The organism is Mesorhizobium sp. M1050, assembly GCF_040318715.1.
Lineage (GTDB): Bacteria > Pseudomonadota > Alphaproteobacteria > Rhizobiales > Rhizobiaceae > Mesorhizobium.
In genome coordinates this window covers 39,240-53,174 of sequence record NZ_JAMYMV010000026.1, presented here as the reverse complement: position 1 = coordinate 53,174, position 13,935 = coordinate 39,240, and the positions used below count along the sequence as shown (strand labels likewise).

Genomic DNA, 13,935 nt, shown 5'->3' with positions numbered 1-13,935 from the left:
CCATTTGTTTGTTTGACGCAATTCCGGACGGAAAACCGCTTCACACTTTTCCTGGAATTGCTCGGAAAGAGCGTTGGGTGCAGCGATGACGAAATGGTCGCCGAATTCTTGGAGAGCAAAACCGATCAAGCAGGTTCCTGCTTATCCGGACCTTGCCGCGCTGAAGACCACGGAAGCCCAGCTCGCTACCTTTCCGCCGCTGGTTTTTGCAGGTGAGGCACGCAAGCTGAAGAAGCAGCTTGCGGCCGTCGCTGCCGGTGACGCATTTCTTCTCCAGGGTGGCGATTGCGCCGAGAGCTTCGCCGAGCATGGCGCCGACAACATCCGCGACTTCTTCCGCGTATTCCTCCAGATGTCGGTAGTGCTGACCTTCGCCGGCGCGCAGCCGGTGGTGAAGGTCGGCCGCGTAGCCGGCCAGTTCGCCAAGCCGCGTTCGTCCGACAACGAGACCAAGGGCGGGGTGACGCTGCCCAGCTACCGCGGCGACATCATCAACGGCATCGAATTCGACGCCAAGTCGCGCATTCCCGATCCTGCCCGCCAGGAGATGGCCTACCGCCAGTCCGCGGCGACGCTCAACCTTCTGCGCGCATTCGCGCAGGGCGGCTATGCCAGCCTGGAGAATGTGCATAGCTGGATGCTCGGCTTCGTGTCCGACAGTCCGCAAGGCGAGAAGTATGAATCGCTCGCCAATCGCATCACCGAGACGATGGACTTCATGAAGGCCGTCGGCATCACCTCGGAAACCAACTACGCCCTGCGCGAAACCGATTTCTACACCAGCCACGAGGCGTTGCTGCTCGGCTACGAGGAGGCACTGACACGCGTCGATTCGACCTCCGGCGACTGGTACGCCACCTCGGGCCATATGATCTGGATCGGCGACCGCACACGCCAGCCCGACCATGCGCATGTCGAATATTGCCGCGGCATCAAGAACCCGCTCGGCCTGAAATGCGGCCCGTCGCTGACGCCGGACGGGTTGCTGGAACTGATCGACCTGCTCAACCCTGAGAACGAGCCCGGCCGGCTGACCCTGATCGCGCGCTTCGGTTCCGACAAGGTCGCCGACCATCTGCCGAAGCTGGTGCGTGCCGTGCAGAAGGAAGGCCGCAGCGTGGTGTGGTCGTCCGACCCGATGCACGGCAACACGATCGAGGCCGCTGGCTACAAGACGCGGCCGTTCGACCGCATCCTGAAGGAGGTGCAGACCTTCTTCGAGGTGCACCGCGCCGAAGGCACGCATCCGGGCGGTATCCATGTCGAGATGACCGGCAAGAACGTCACCGAATGCACCGGTGGCGCGCGAGCCATCACCGCCGAGGAGTTGCAGGACCGTTACCACACCCATTGCGATCCGCGCCTCAACGCCGACCAGGCGATCGAACTGGCCTTCCTGGTCTCGGATTTGTTGAAGAAGAGCCACCCGGTGCAGCACAAGCAGGCCGTCAACGGCTGATTTTTCGGCGCGATCCGGATGAGGTCATGAAAAGGCGCCCGAGAAATCGGGCGCTTTTCAGCCCTGCGTTCGTGCTGCCGGCACAAGCCGCGAGGGGCAGGAACCGAAGGTTTCAGTCCTTCTTGTAGAGCAGCCAGCTCTTGCCGGCCCGGCCAGCCATCGTCGAGTGCCTGGTGACGCGGTTGCGGCCACTGACCTTCGAGCGATAGAGCGCCCGGTCGGCCTTGGTGTAGAGGTCCTCGGGCCCCTCGGCCTCGGATGCCATGCAGATGCCCATCGAGACGGTGACAGTGCCGTAATTGGTACCGGTCTGGCTGCTGGTGAACGGCGTCTCCTCGATCAGGGCGCGAATGCGCTCGGCTATCTCGTAGGTGGCATCCTCGCTGGCGCCCTCGATGATCAGCGCGAACTCCTCGCCGCCGGTGCGGGCGACGAACATGTCGCCGCGAATGCCTGTCTGGAAAATGTCGGCTATGATCTGGATGATCTTGTCGCCGACCGGGTGGCCGTAGCGGTCGTTGATGTCCTTGAAACGGTCGATGTCGGCAAGGATCAAGGCGTTGAACAGGATACCCTTGTTGCTGTTGTAGATCTTCGTAATTTCCTTGTCGAAGGCGCGGCGATTCCAGATATGGGTCAAGGGATCGGTATCGGCCAGCCGCTTGTATTCCTCGAGCTTCGACTTGACGCTCTCCAGTTCGGCAGTCTTGTCGCGGAGCGTCGAGGCCACCTGCCGACCGTGATCGATCGTCGAATTGGTGGCAACCGACATGGCATTGGCAATCTTCTGCAAAAGATCCTGAGACAGAAGGCTGCGGCCGCTGAGGCCACTCGATGTCTCATCGAGGATCCTGCCGTATTTCTCGATGTGGCTACGCTCGCTCCGCAACAGCGAGGCGACCTCTTCAAGCTCCCTGGCAATAACGTCCCTGGCATGCTCGACGATGCCGGGGCCATGGTTCTGGGCAAAGAAAGTGCGCCCGATCTGGTCCAGTTCATCCTGTGTCGGCCGGTTGCTGAGCGAAACGATGGCGAGGCTGAGTTCGCGATTGGTGCCGCTCAGGGCCTCGTAGAAGATCTCGTAGTTGCGCGGCAGGCCGAGCACGCCCAGCTGGCGCATTGTGGCGATGACACTGGCTGCGATGTCGGTCTTTCGTTCTGTGGGGACGGCTGCCAGCTGCATGTTCTGATCACTCTTCCCCTCGGATCCCGCCGTAGAATTTGCAGGTTCCACGTGTCGCCGTCCTGGGGAATGCCGCCCGATAGTCCACAATCTGCGACGAGACGCGTCCCCACCCACGACCGTCGCTTGCCGTGACCATAAATGCGCCGGCGCTAAAGTTTCCTTAATTTGTAAAGGCCGGACACGTTTTTCTCTATTTGCGGCTGTAGAAGCTTGAATGAAACTGAATTTCGCGTTCGCGGCGCCAGCATGTGTCGCATTTGCTGGCGCGTGGCTGCCGCAAAGCTGGAAACGTGATGGCGAAGCTCGTGCCAAGCAGAGTTTTCTCCAAGAAGGAGTCGCCATGAGTGATGGTCATCGAGGCTCGTGTCTGTGCGGAGCGGTCCGCTTCAGAACGCACGGAGCGCTGCGTGGCGTCGTCTATTGTCATTGTTCGCAATGCCGCAAGCAGAGCGGACATTTCTACGCCGCGACCAATGTTGCCAATGCCGATATCGTGATTGAGGGCAAGGAAGACATCACCTGGTACGAGGCGTCTGCCTTCGCCAGGCGTGGTTTTTGCAAGGCGTGCGGATCGGTGATGTTCTGGGAGCCGCGACACCAGGACTACATCTCAGTCATGGCAGGGTCGTTCGACAAGCCGACAGGCCTTGAGGGCGAATGCCATATTTTCGTCGGCGACAAGGGCGACTATTATTCGATCGACGACGGCCTGCCACAGTTTGAGAAATCGACACCGTCCATACCGGTCGCCGAATGATTCTTGGAAAAATCGCCTTATTTCGTTGATCTGGCCAGCAATTGCATTATCCCGTGCCGGTGATTCGGAAAGGGGTTTGGCATGCAGCGGCTGATCGGCGCTTATTTCAATTCGGTGCGGGCGTTTCGCAAGCTGGCGGCCAGCGAGAAGGCTTTCCAGCAGGAACTGGTGCTGCTTGCGCTTGCCTTGCCGCTCGGCTGGTTCGTTTCGATCTCATGGCGCGGCTATGCCTTGTTGATCGGCGCGGTGCTGCTGCTGATCCTGGTCGAAGTGCTGAACACCGGCATCGAGGCGGCATGCGATGCCTTCAGCCGCGAGTTCAATGTCGACATCCAACTGGCGAAGGACTGCGGTTCGCTGGCGGTGCTGATTTCGGTGCTCATCGTTGCCGGCGTCTGGGGCATCGCCATCGTCGAGCGGATCACGGGCCTACCGATTTAGCAGGAGGTGCTGGAATATCCAGGTGATGGCGGCGTGACCTGAATCTCAAGCACATCCAGCTCAGCTCTCCTTGGCGCGCTCCCTGTTGGCGATGTGACGGGCAACGAACCAGGCAAGGATCGCCACGGTCAGGCCGATGCCCAGCCCGACCAGCAACCGCTCGTGGCGCATCAATGCCTGGCCGATGAAGTGCTCGGCTCCCAGTCCAAAGACATAACCTATCGTGCCGAACAGCACCGCCCAGATCGCCGACGAAATAGCGTTGAGGATGACGAAGAGTGGCGCGGGGATATTGGAAAGCCCGGCCGCGATGCCGCCGACGAGGCGCATGCCGTAGATATAGCGGTTCGACAGGACGAAAATGTTCGGATGGGTGTTGAGCAGGCGAAAGGCGCGGCGAAAGCCGGGTCGCTTGCGCAATCTGACGACATAGCGATGGTCGGCAAAGCTTCGTCCAAGGATGAAGAAGAAGGTATCGCCGACGAAGGCGCCGAGGCCAGCCGCGACAAAGGCGTGCCACAGGACGAAGACCTGCTGATGCGCGAAGAAGCCGCCGAGGATGGCGGCACTTTCACCCTCGGCAACGCAGCCGAGAAATATGGCAAGCAGTCCATATTGTTCGATGAAATGATGGATGGCCTCCGTCATGAGGGCTGGGTCTGGGGGGCAAGTCGCTCGTCAATCCGCTTCACCTGTTCGGCTATCTGCGCGATCTCGTCGCGCATGCCGATGATCTGGCTGTGGCGCAGCTCGTCCAGCTTTTCGTGCAGCGCCATGATCTCGATCTCGGCTTTAAGGTTGACCTCGTAATCGTGCGCGGCGTCGATACGGTCGCGCGCCGCTTGGCGGTTCTGCGACATCATGATCACCGGCGCCTGCAAGGCGGCGATCATCGAGAGGACGAGGTTGAGGAAGATGAAAGGGTAGGGGTCGAACGATTCTCGCCCCAGCAGCCACCAATTGGCACCGATCCAGAGGATCAGGAAGGCGATGAAGGACAGGATGAACGTCCACGAGCCGCCGACGCGCGCAATGGCGTCGGCGATACGGTCGCCCATGCCCTGAAGGCCGGCAAGATTGACATTGATGTCCTGCGCTATGGGCTTGCGGTCGACGGTACTCTGCAGCACCCGCCTCTCAAGTTCGCTCAGGCTCTCCGGGGTTCGCCTCAGCCAGCGATTGGCGAGTTCCGGCACGGTCTTGTTCATGGATGTCTCCATACAAAGCATCGGCTTGGCAGCCTGATTTCCATATAGGAAGATGCCGGTCGTCAAAAGCATGACGCGAGGACGCAAGCAGAATGGCCGATTTCGCAAAAATCCGCGCACGTGCCGCAAAACGCAAGGGTGGCGAAGCGGAGCTTTCGTCACTGCTGGGCCCCGTGCCCGACAATGCCGCCGTGGCTGAGATCGCGGACGATCGCATTCTGTCTGTTATGGCCGAGCGCGTGTTTGCCGCCGGTTTCGTCTGGCGCGTCATCGAACAGAAATGGCCGGGCTTCGAAGAGGCGTTTCTCCACTTCGAGCCGAAACGGCTGTTGTTCCAGCCCGATGATTTCTGGCACGATCTGGCTTCCGACCAGCGCATCGTGCGCAATCCGCAGAAGATCAAATCCGTTCGCGACAACGCTGCCTTCGTCGAGCGCGTGTCGAAGGAGCATGGTGGCTTCGGCGAATTCCTCGCCAACTGGCCGGCCGACGACCAAGTCGGGCTGATGGCCTATCTCGGCAAACATGGCAGCCGGCTCGGCGGCAACACCGGCCAGTATTTCCTGCGCTGGCTGGGCTGGGATGCCTTCGTCATTTCGGGCGATATGGCGGCGGCATTGCGCGACTCGGGGCTCGAAATCGCCGAAAGCCCGACCTCGAAGAGAGATCTCGACAAGATCCAGGCCCAGATCAATCAGTGGGCGGCGCAGACACGTCTGCCGCGCCGCCACATATCGCGCATCCTGGCGATGTCGATCGGGGAGAACCATTCTCCGCAATCATTGCGCGAATATATGGGTGACGACTGATCGCCGGCAGTGCGGCCACGATCAGTCCGAATTGGTCCAAACGAACGCCATTGCCCGACGAAATTTGCCGCGCTAAGTCAGCAGGCATGACCAAGCCTCTCGACATCCTGCGCATCGCGATCGCCCAGCTAAACCCGACCGTCGGTGACGTCGCCGGCAATCTCGCCAAAGCCCGCGAGGCGAGAGCCGATGCTGCCCGCCAAGGCGCCGATCTCGTGCTCTATACCGAGCTTTTCCTCGCCGGCTATCCGCCGGAAGATCTGGTGCTGAAGCCGGCTTTCCTGAAGGCCTGCGAAAAAGCGGCACAGGACTTTGCCGCCGATACCGCCGACGGCGGTCCGGGCGTCATCATCGGCACGCCACTGAAGCGCAAGAGCGGCACGCACAATTCGATTGTCTTCGCCGATGGCGGCAAGATCATCGCCGAGCGCTACAAGCTCGATCTGCCGAATTACGGCGAATTCGACGAAAAGCGCGTTTTCCAGGCCGGGCCCGAAATTCAGGGGCCGGTCAATTTCCGCGGCGTGCGGATCGGAATTCCGATCTGCGAGGACATCTGGGGCGATGTCGACATTTGCGAGACGCTGGCCGAAAGCGGGGCGGAAATCCTGCTGGTGCCGAACGGCTCGCCCTATTATCGCGCCAAGATCGATGTTCGCCACCAGGTCGTCATCCGCCAGGTCATCGAATGCGGGCTGCCGATGATCTATGCCAACCAGCTTGGCGGCCAGGACGAGCTGATCTTTGACGGAGCCTCGTTTGCCATAGGTTCTAACAAGACACTGGCCTTCCAGATGAGCCAGTTCGAGGAAGCAATCGACGTCACCACCTGGAAACGGCAAGGCGAAGGATGGGTCTGCTCGGAAGGGCCGATGTCGAAAATCCCGGATAGGGAAGAGGCCGATTATCGCGCCTGCATGCTCGGCCTGCGCGACTACGTCAACAAGAACGGTTTCAAGAATGTCGTGCTTGGTCTCTCGGGCGGCATCGATTCGGCGATCTGCGCGGCCCTTGCCGTCGATGCACTCGGCGAGGAGCGCCTGCGCGCGGTGATGATGCCTTACCGCTATACCTCGAAGGACTCGCTGAAGGACGCCGAGGACTGCGCCCGCGCGCTCGGCTGCCGCTATGACATCGTGCCGATCTTCGAGCCGGTCGAAGGCTTCCTGCACGCTTTGACGCAGATGTTCGAAGGAACCAAGGAAGGCATCACCGAGGAGAATTTACAGAGCCGCGCGCGCGGCACCATCCTGATGGCGATCTCCAACAAGTTCGGCTCGATGGTCGTCACCACCGGCAACAAGAGCGAGATGTCGGTCGGCTATGCCACACTCTATGGCGACATGAATGGCGGCTTCAATCCGATCAAGGACCTCTACAAGATGCAGGTCTATGCGCTGTCGCGCTGGCGCAACAGCCATGTGCCGCCGGGCGCGCTCGGGCCTTCTGGCGAGGTGATCCCGAAGAACATCATCGACAAGGCGCCGTCGGCGGAATTGCGCGAGAACCAGACCGACCAGGACTCGCTGCCGCCCTATCCGGTGCTGGACGACATCCTCGAATGCCTGGTCGAGAACGAAATGGGCGTCGACGACATCGTTGCGCGCGGCCATGACCGGGCGACGGTGACGCGCATCGAGCACTTGCTCTACATCGCCGAATACAAGCGCCGGCAGGCGGCTCCGGGGGTGAAGATCACAAAGAAGAATTTCGGCCGCGACCGCCGCTACCCCATTACCAATCGTTTCAGGGATGGAGGCTAGACGCTGAAAGCCCGCGGCTGGCTTACATCAGCCATTGTTGCAAAATAATCGCAGTGGTTGGGCCAGATACACTTTTGGCGTGCGCTGATCTTGGCGATGCATCAGGGCGTCTCTATAAGGGGCCTCTCCGCGATTCATTTGCGGGAGGTCTGAATGGCAGTATTTCAAATGGTAATGCGAGGCCGCGAAGCTTAGGTCTCACCCGGCGCTCCGCGAAGGTTTGCCCTTCGAGCCGATGCCGGATTGAGCACAGGCTTATGCCGATGCCGGTCGCCGCCCGATTACGGGCGAGACGCCAAATATGCCGCTCCGCTTTCCGGGCACTCGTTGGCCCCTTGCGCGGCTACTTCAATTTTCGACCTTACTGGGATCGGGCTCGTTTGCGCCCGAATGACATCATGGCTCGTTTTCGAATCGATTTGCGCGCGGGCGCGTTTCGCGGCGTTCTTGGCTTCACGCTCACCCATTGGCGGCGCCAGCCGTGGCGGCTTTCGCTCATCATGGGCGGCTTCCTGCTGTCGACGCTGGCCGACGTCCTGACGCCGCTCTATTCCGGCCGGCTGGTCGACGCCGTCGCCAGCAGCGCCGGTGCCGACGCGATTGCCTGGAATGCCGCGATGACTGCGTTTTCGATGCTGATGACCCTTGCATTGACCGGCGTTGTTTTGCGCAACCTTGCCTTCATGGGCATCGTCGAATTGACGCTGAAAATGATGGCGGATATCGCTGCCGACGCGTTCCATCGCGTCCAGCGCTTTTCCACCGACTGGCATGCCAACAGCTTTGCCGGCTCGACCGTGCGCAAGGTGACACGCGGCATGTGGGCACTCGACCTGCTCAACGACACGATCCTCATCGCGCTGCTGCCGTCCGTCGTCATGCTGGTCGGCTCGACGCTGCTGCTCGGCTGGTTCTGGCCGCTGATGGGCGCGGTCGTTGCCGCCGGTTCGGTGCTGTTCATCATGGTCACGACGATGCTGTCGCTTGGCTATGTCGCCCCGGCGGCAAGGCTCGCGAACACCTGGGACACGCGCCTCGGCGGCTCGCTGGCCGACGCGGTGAGTTGCAACGCCGTGGTCAAGGGCTTTGGCGCCGAGGAGCGCGAGGAGCGACGCCTCGCCAGGGTCGTCGCCAAATGGCGTGCGCGCACGCGGCGCACCTGGGTGCGCGGCACCATCAACGGCACCACGCAAGGGGCGCTGCTGGTGGCCATGCGCGCCGCGGTGATCGGCCTGGCGCTGATGCTGTGGTCGTGGGGTCAGGCGAGCGCCGGTGACGTCGCCTTCGTTCTGACCTCGTTCTTCGTGCTGCAGGGCTATCTCAGGGATATCGGCACGCATATCCGCAATCTGCAGCGCTCGATCAACGATATGGAGGAGCTGGTCGATTTCCAGTCCGAACCGCTCGGTATCGAGGACCGGCGCGGCGCCAAGCCGATGCGGATCACTGAAGGACGGATCGGTTTCGATAACGTCACCTTTCACTACGGCAGTCACCGATCGGCGCTCTATCGTGATTTTTCGGTCGACATCGCGCCGGGTGAACGTGTCGGGCTGGTCGGCCATTCGGGTTCGGGCAAGACGACTTTCGTCAAGCTGATCCAGCGCCTCTATGACGTGAATGCGGGAAAAATCCTGGTCGACGGCAAGGACATCTCGCAGGTGGCGCAAGCGTCGCTGCGCGGGCAGATCGCCATCGTCCAGCAAGAGCCGATCCTGTTCCACCGGTCGCTGGCCGAAAACATCGCCTATAGCAGGCCGAGCGCGACGCAGGATGAGATCGAGCATGCCGCAAAGCTGGCGAGCGCGCATGACTTCATCACCAACCTGCCGAAGGGCTACGGCACTCTGGTCGGCGAACGCGGTGTGAAACTGTCGGGCGGCGAGCGTCAGCGTGTGGCGATCGCGCGAGCCTTTCTTGCCGATGCGCGCATCCTGATCCTGGACGAGGCGACATCGAGCCTCGATTCCGAATCGGAAGTGCTGATCCAGCAGGCGATGGAGCGGCTGATGGTCGGTCGCACCACGTTGGTCATCGCGCACCGGCTTTCGACGGTGCGGGCGCTCGACAGGCTGCTGGTCTTCGACCGCGGCAAGATCGTCGAGGAAGGTTCGCATGACGAGCTGATCCGGCTGAAAGGCGGCATCTATCGCCGCCTGTTCGAGCGCCAGGCGCTGGAACTGACCAAGGGTCTGGTGACCTGACACTGAGGTGGCCGCCGGCTTCGGCCGACGGCCACCTCGATTAGGCACTATCAGCCAGCGGGAGTGGCGCAGCGCAAATCTGTCACCCAGCGTATACCGGCCAAGCAAATCCGACTGTGGAGTGCCTTTCCAGCTCCTGGGTGAGACGTCTGTTTACGCTACCCATCGAAGATGCGTTGTTTCGATCATTGGCTAATATATCCATACGCAAGCAACCAGGAGGCGGTCCTTACGATGCATCTTGTTTCCGCAAATGGCGGTCCCGAAAAGCTTGCTGCGCCGTCGGTGCTGGAATCTCGGCACGGCTCGGTTCGGCCGCTCGCTGCCTCAGATCTCGAGGGCGTCGCCACACTCTTCCTGACCAAGTTTCGCCGGCGGCGGCGTCGTCTCCTCGAACGCGCGATCGCGGAGACGGCCGATTATATGAGAGAGATTTATCTTGACCCTGCCAGCCAGACCGGCGTGAGCAGCGCTCTCGTCCAGATCAACCGGCAGGGTCGTCTGGGTGGTTTCCTCGGCGTCCTGAAAGCTCGCTACGAGCTCAAGGGAGCGGCATTGAACGCGGCGATCATCGGTCCACTCATGGCCGACCCCGGCACTGATGACGGTACGGCCGGACCGCAATTGCTGCGTGCCTTGCACCAGGGCGAATTCGATCTGCAGCTAACCGATTCGGCCAACCGGACATCTTTGGCCTTCGCGCGCCCGATGAAATATCAGCTTCTGCCGGTGCATTGTCTCGGATGGACCTATGTTTTCCGGCCGGCCGCGATGGCCGCCGCCACGCTGCACCGTAAATGGCCCGGCCTGCCTCGCTTGGCGCTCGATCCCTGCGCACGAGCACTGGATAGCCTTGCGAAAAGACGGTTCGAGCCCCCCGTCCAGGCTTTGCCGTCGCAACGCGTCCACTGCAAGCCGATCGATGCCGCACAATTTGCCGAGCGGCTGCCGACCCTCCTGTCCGATTACTCCCTTCGTCCAAGTTGGAAGAATGGCGAGTTGCCACGGCTGCTCGCACTGGCGGCCGAGAAGCGGGCCGACGGCCCACTTCATTTTGGTGGAAGCTACGACGAAACGGGCAAAATGCTCGGTTGTTATGCCTTCTACGGTCAAGCCGGCGACATCGCGAGCCTGTTGCAAATCCAGGCGTCCGGATCGCACTGGCGCGCGACGCTGGATGGGCTCATCGCGGCCGCGTGGGAAATGGGCTGCGTGGGTATCACCGGGCAGACACAGAGCAGATTCATGCCCCAACTCTTCGGCTATAAGAATCTCTTCTTCCGCTATGCCGGGGGGACGATGGTCCGCTCGCGAATCGCCGAGGTTGCGGAAGCGGTCCGCTCCGGCGATGTCTTTATCGGTGGGGTGATGGGCGACCGCTGGACCCGCCTCAGTTCCGATGACTTCGGCCGCTGATCGCCTTCAACGATCCGTTCGGCGGCGCCACCGGCTGGCTGCGGTCGGAAGCTGGCCGCCGCCTAAGCGCCGACTGAGGCGCACGCCGGCCGGTCTTTTCATTCCAGCCGCCATGTTCTATGTCTGCCGGGCAACGCGGGGGCGCGTCTTGTCAACCGCAAAAGCATCCGGTACGCCCCGCTTATGACAGTTACCGTTCGTTTCGCCCCGTCGCCAACCGGCCGCATCCATATCGGCAATGCGCGCACGGCCTTGTTCAACTGGCTGTTTGCCATGAACAACAAGGGCCGCTTCATCCAGCGCTTCGACGACACTGACATTGCCCGCTCGAAGCAGGAATTTTCCGACGCCATCCTCTACGATCTGCATTGGCTGGGCATTTTCCCGGACGCCACCGAGTACCAGTCGCGGCGTTTCGAAATCTATGACGCGGCGGTTGAGAGGCTGAAGGCATCAGGTGTTCTTTATGCTTGCTACGAAACGCCGGAGGAGCTCGATCTCCGCCGCAAGGTGCGCCGAACGCGCGGCCTGCCGCCGGTCTATGGCCGCGAGGCGCTGGCCCTGACGCACGAGCAGATTGCCGAATACCAGGCCGATGGCCGCCGGCCGCACTGGCGTTTTCTCCTCCCAAATTTCTCGGTCGATCCGCAACAGCCGGAACGCACCGAAATCCAGTGGAACGATCTGGTGCGCGGCGAGGAAACGGTCGACCTTGCCTCGCTTTCCGATCCAGTGCTGGTTCGCGAGGACGGTACTTACCTCTATACGCTTCCCTCCGTGGTCGACGACATCGAGATGGGCATCAGTCATATCATCCGTGGCGACGACCACGTCACCAACACCGGCGTGCAGATTGCGCTGTTCAAGGCGCTGGCGGCCGAGCCGCCAGTATTCGGCCACCACAATCTGCTGACCACCGCATCGGGCGAGGGACTGTCGAAGCGTACCGGCGCGCTCTCCATCGAAAGCCTGCGCGAGGACGGCATCGAGCCTATGGCGGTCGCTTCGCTGGCCGTGCTGGTCGGCACGTCGGAGAACGTTGCGGCGATGCCGACGATGAGTGAACTCGCCGAACATTTCGATCCTTCGGCGACATCGAAATCCGCGGCCAAATTCGATCCGGACGAGCTGTTCGTGCTCAACCGGACACTGCTGCACCACATGCCATTCGCCGAGGCGCAAGACCGGCTGATCGTGCTCGGCGTCTCGGGCGAAGAGGCCGAACGGTTCTGGCTGGCAGTGCGTGGCAATCTCGACAGGCTGGCCGATGCGGCCAACTGGTGGCGTATCCTGCGCGAAGGACCGCAGGAGAAGCCGGAATTTTCCGATGACGACCGCAATTTCCTTCAAAAGGCGTTCGATCTGCTGCCGGAGGAACCCTGGACCGCGACGATCTGGAAGGATTGGACGGGCAAGATCAGGGAAGCGACCGAGCGCAAGGGCAAGGCCTTGTTCATGCCGCTCAGGCTTGCGCTTACCGGGCTGCCTTCGGGGCCGGAGCTTGCAGATCTATTGCCGCTGATGGGTCGGGAAGGAACGTTGGCCCGACGACCCTGATTTTGCGCTGGTCCGGCGGCAAGGCTGATACCGGCGACGTCACCGGTTTGGCGGAAAGCCTCTTGATCGCCTCGCGGTCGAGCCCACCTTGCAGATTGGCCAAGGTTTCCGGATCGGAACCCGGGTCCGGCTTGGAAACCGGGACCGGGATGATCGGTGCAGCATTCGTTTCGGGCTGGGATCGTTCCGGATTCGGCGGGTTGCCGGCGATGATCTGGAAATTCTGCGCGGCGTTGCAGCCGCAAGCCGGCGGCCGCGACATGTCTGGCTGCTTGTAGAGATAGGCGGTCGGCAATTCGCTATAGGGCCGGCCGGTGACCGATGATGTCATCGAGGCCGAATCGTCGTCCATGCCGCGCGAATAGAAAACCTGCATCTCGGTGCCGGGGCAGCTCGATTCGCAATTCTTCTGGTCACGTTCGAAATCGCCTGCCGAGGCCGAGTTCGACATCGGGAAGAAGTAGCCGTCGCAGGTGCGCACACAGGAGGTGTGGAATTCGCCGCCGACGCTCGGAAAGTCCGGTATGCCGGGCCGGTTGAGCACCCGGCGGACGCTGCGCTCCTCGCCGGGATCGTCAAGCTGATCAAGCGTATCCGATGTATCGAGCTGCTGGCTGTTGCCGCCGAAAAGCTGATCGAACAGATTTGTGCTGCCGCCTTCGCGGTTGGCTTCCTGCAGCGGCGCGCGCCTTGGCGCAACTGTGTCGTCGCGGCAGCCATTGGCATCAAGCGCCGCCAGGATGCGTCCACGGTCACGGCGCGAGCCGCCGTCGACCAGCCGCTCGCGCTTGCTCTGCAGCGCATCGAGATTGGCATTCATACGGTCGATGGTGGCGTTGAGCCCGGCACATTGATCGAGGTTGCGGCCAAACAGCGAAAAACCGCACCCAGCCCGGCTCGCTTGGCTGCGAGCCTTCGAAATCTGCTCGCGTTGCCGGGCAATTGCGGACTCGTATTTCCGGATCAGCGCCGGACCGCCACCGCCACCGCGAGAGGCTGCGGCAAGGTCGTTTTCCAACTGGCGGCAGATTCGGGAGGCGGCCTGTGGCTCGGCTACCCCCCATGTTGCGGACAATAGGAGGCCAAGCAGCACGGCAGCATGCGCCTGCTTCCACCCTCCGCTTGGCATCCACCC

Annotated in this window: 12 protein-coding genes; 8 read left to right on the top strand and 4 right to left on the bottom strand. The window is 61.7% G+C overall.

Going from position 1 to position 13,935, the window contains the following annotated elements; all coding sequences use genetic code 11:
• Positions 1 to 85: 85 nt before the first annotated feature.
• Positions 86 to 1,459, top strand: coding sequence for a class II 3-deoxy-7-phosphoheptulonate synthase (locus NKH57_RS16315; protein ID WP_352605358.1), 1,374 nt, complete (start codon positions 86 to 88; stop codon positions 1,457 to 1,459).
• Between the two features lie 112 nt (positions 1,460 to 1,571).
• Here the strand turns inward: NKH57_RS16315 and NKH57_RS16310 are convergent, their stop codons facing one another.
• Positions 1,572 to 2,642 carry a GGDEF domain-containing protein gene (locus tag NKH57_RS16310; protein WP_352945446.1) on the bottom strand — a complete coding sequence of 357 codons (1,071 nt, stop codon included), beginning with the start codon at positions 2,640 to 2,642 and terminating at the stop codon, positions 1,572 to 1,574.
• 343 nt (positions 2,643 to 2,985) lie between these two features.
• Between NKH57_RS16310 and NKH57_RS16305 the strand changes: the two genes are divergently transcribed.
• The gene (locus NKH57_RS16305) at positions 2,986 to 3,402 is read left to right on the top strand and encodes a GFA family protein (RefSeq protein ID WP_352945444.1); all 417 of its coding nucleotides are present in this window, start codon (positions 2,986 to 2,988) and stop codon (positions 3,400 to 3,402) included.
• 81 nt (positions 3,403 to 3,483) lie between these two features.
• Positions 3,484 to 3,843, top strand: coding sequence for a diacylglycerol kinase (locus tag NKH57_RS16300; protein WP_352945442.1), 360 nt, complete (start codon positions 3,484 to 3,486; stop codon positions 3,841 to 3,843).
• Between the two features lie 60 nt (positions 3,844 to 3,903).
• Here NKH57_RS16300 and NKH57_RS16295 read toward each other — a convergent pair whose 3' ends face one another.
• Together NKH57_RS16295 and NKH57_RS16290 are read right to left on the bottom strand one after the other, a co-directional pair.
• Positions 3,904 to 4,491 (bottom strand): DedA family protein, encoded by a 588-nt coding sequence (locus tag NKH57_RS16295; RefSeq protein WP_352945440.1) that lies wholly within the window; start codon positions 4,489 to 4,491, stop codon positions 3,904 to 3,906.
• The gene (locus tag NKH57_RS16290; RefSeq protein ID WP_352945438.1) at positions 4,488 to 5,051 is read right to left on the bottom strand and encodes a DUF1003 domain-containing protein; all 564 of its coding nucleotides are present in this window, start codon (positions 5,049 to 5,051) and stop codon (positions 4,488 to 4,490) included. Before NKH57_RS16290 ends, NKH57_RS16295 begins: the two co-directional genes overlap by 4 nt.
• A 92-nt stretch (positions 5,052 to 5,143) precedes the next feature.
• On the opposite strand from NKH57_RS16290, the gene NKH57_RS16285 reads away from it, so the two are divergent.
• The 5 genes from NKH57_RS16285 (at position 5,144) to gltX (ending at position 12,800) form a co-directional block, all read left to right on the top strand.
• Positions 5,144 to 5,860, top strand: a complete 717-nt coding sequence (locus NKH57_RS16285) for a DNA-3-methyladenine glycosylase I (RefSeq protein WP_352945436.1) — start codon at positions 5,144 to 5,146, stop codon at positions 5,858 to 5,860.
• Between the two features lie 86 nt (positions 5,861 to 5,946).
• Positions 5,947 to 7,623, top strand: coding sequence for an NAD+ synthase (locus NKH57_RS16280; protein ID WP_352945434.1), 1,677 nt, complete (start codon positions 5,947 to 5,949; stop codon positions 7,621 to 7,623).
• A 398-nt stretch (positions 7,624 to 8,021) separates the two neighbouring features.
• Complete coding sequence (locus tag NKH57_RS16275; RefSeq protein ID WP_352945432.1) at positions 8,022 to 9,827, top strand: ABC transporter ATP-binding protein; 1,806 nt, start codon at positions 8,022 to 8,024, stop codon at positions 9,825 to 9,827.
• A gap of 234 nt (positions 9,828 to 10,061) precedes the next feature.
• The gene (locus tag NKH57_RS16270; RefSeq protein ID WP_352945430.1) at positions 10,062 to 11,243 is read left to right on the top strand and encodes a hypothetical protein; all 1,182 of its coding nucleotides are present in this window, start codon (positions 10,062 to 10,064) and stop codon (positions 11,241 to 11,243) included.
• Between the two features lie 183 nt (positions 11,244 to 11,426).
• A complete protein-coding gene (gene gltX, locus NKH57_RS16265; RefSeq protein WP_352945429.1) occupies positions 11,427 to 12,800 on the top strand; it encodes a glutamate--tRNA ligase in 1,374 nt (457 codons plus the stop codon).
• Here gltX and NKH57_RS16260 read toward each other — a convergent pair.
• A complete protein-coding gene (locus NKH57_RS16260; RefSeq protein WP_352945427.1) occupies positions 12,718 to 13,929 on the bottom strand; it encodes a DUF2865 domain-containing protein in 1,212 nt (403 codons plus the stop codon). The two genes, gltX and NKH57_RS16260, sit on opposite strands and share 83 nt — an antisense overlap.
• Positions 13,930 to 13,935 lie beyond the last annotated feature (6 nt).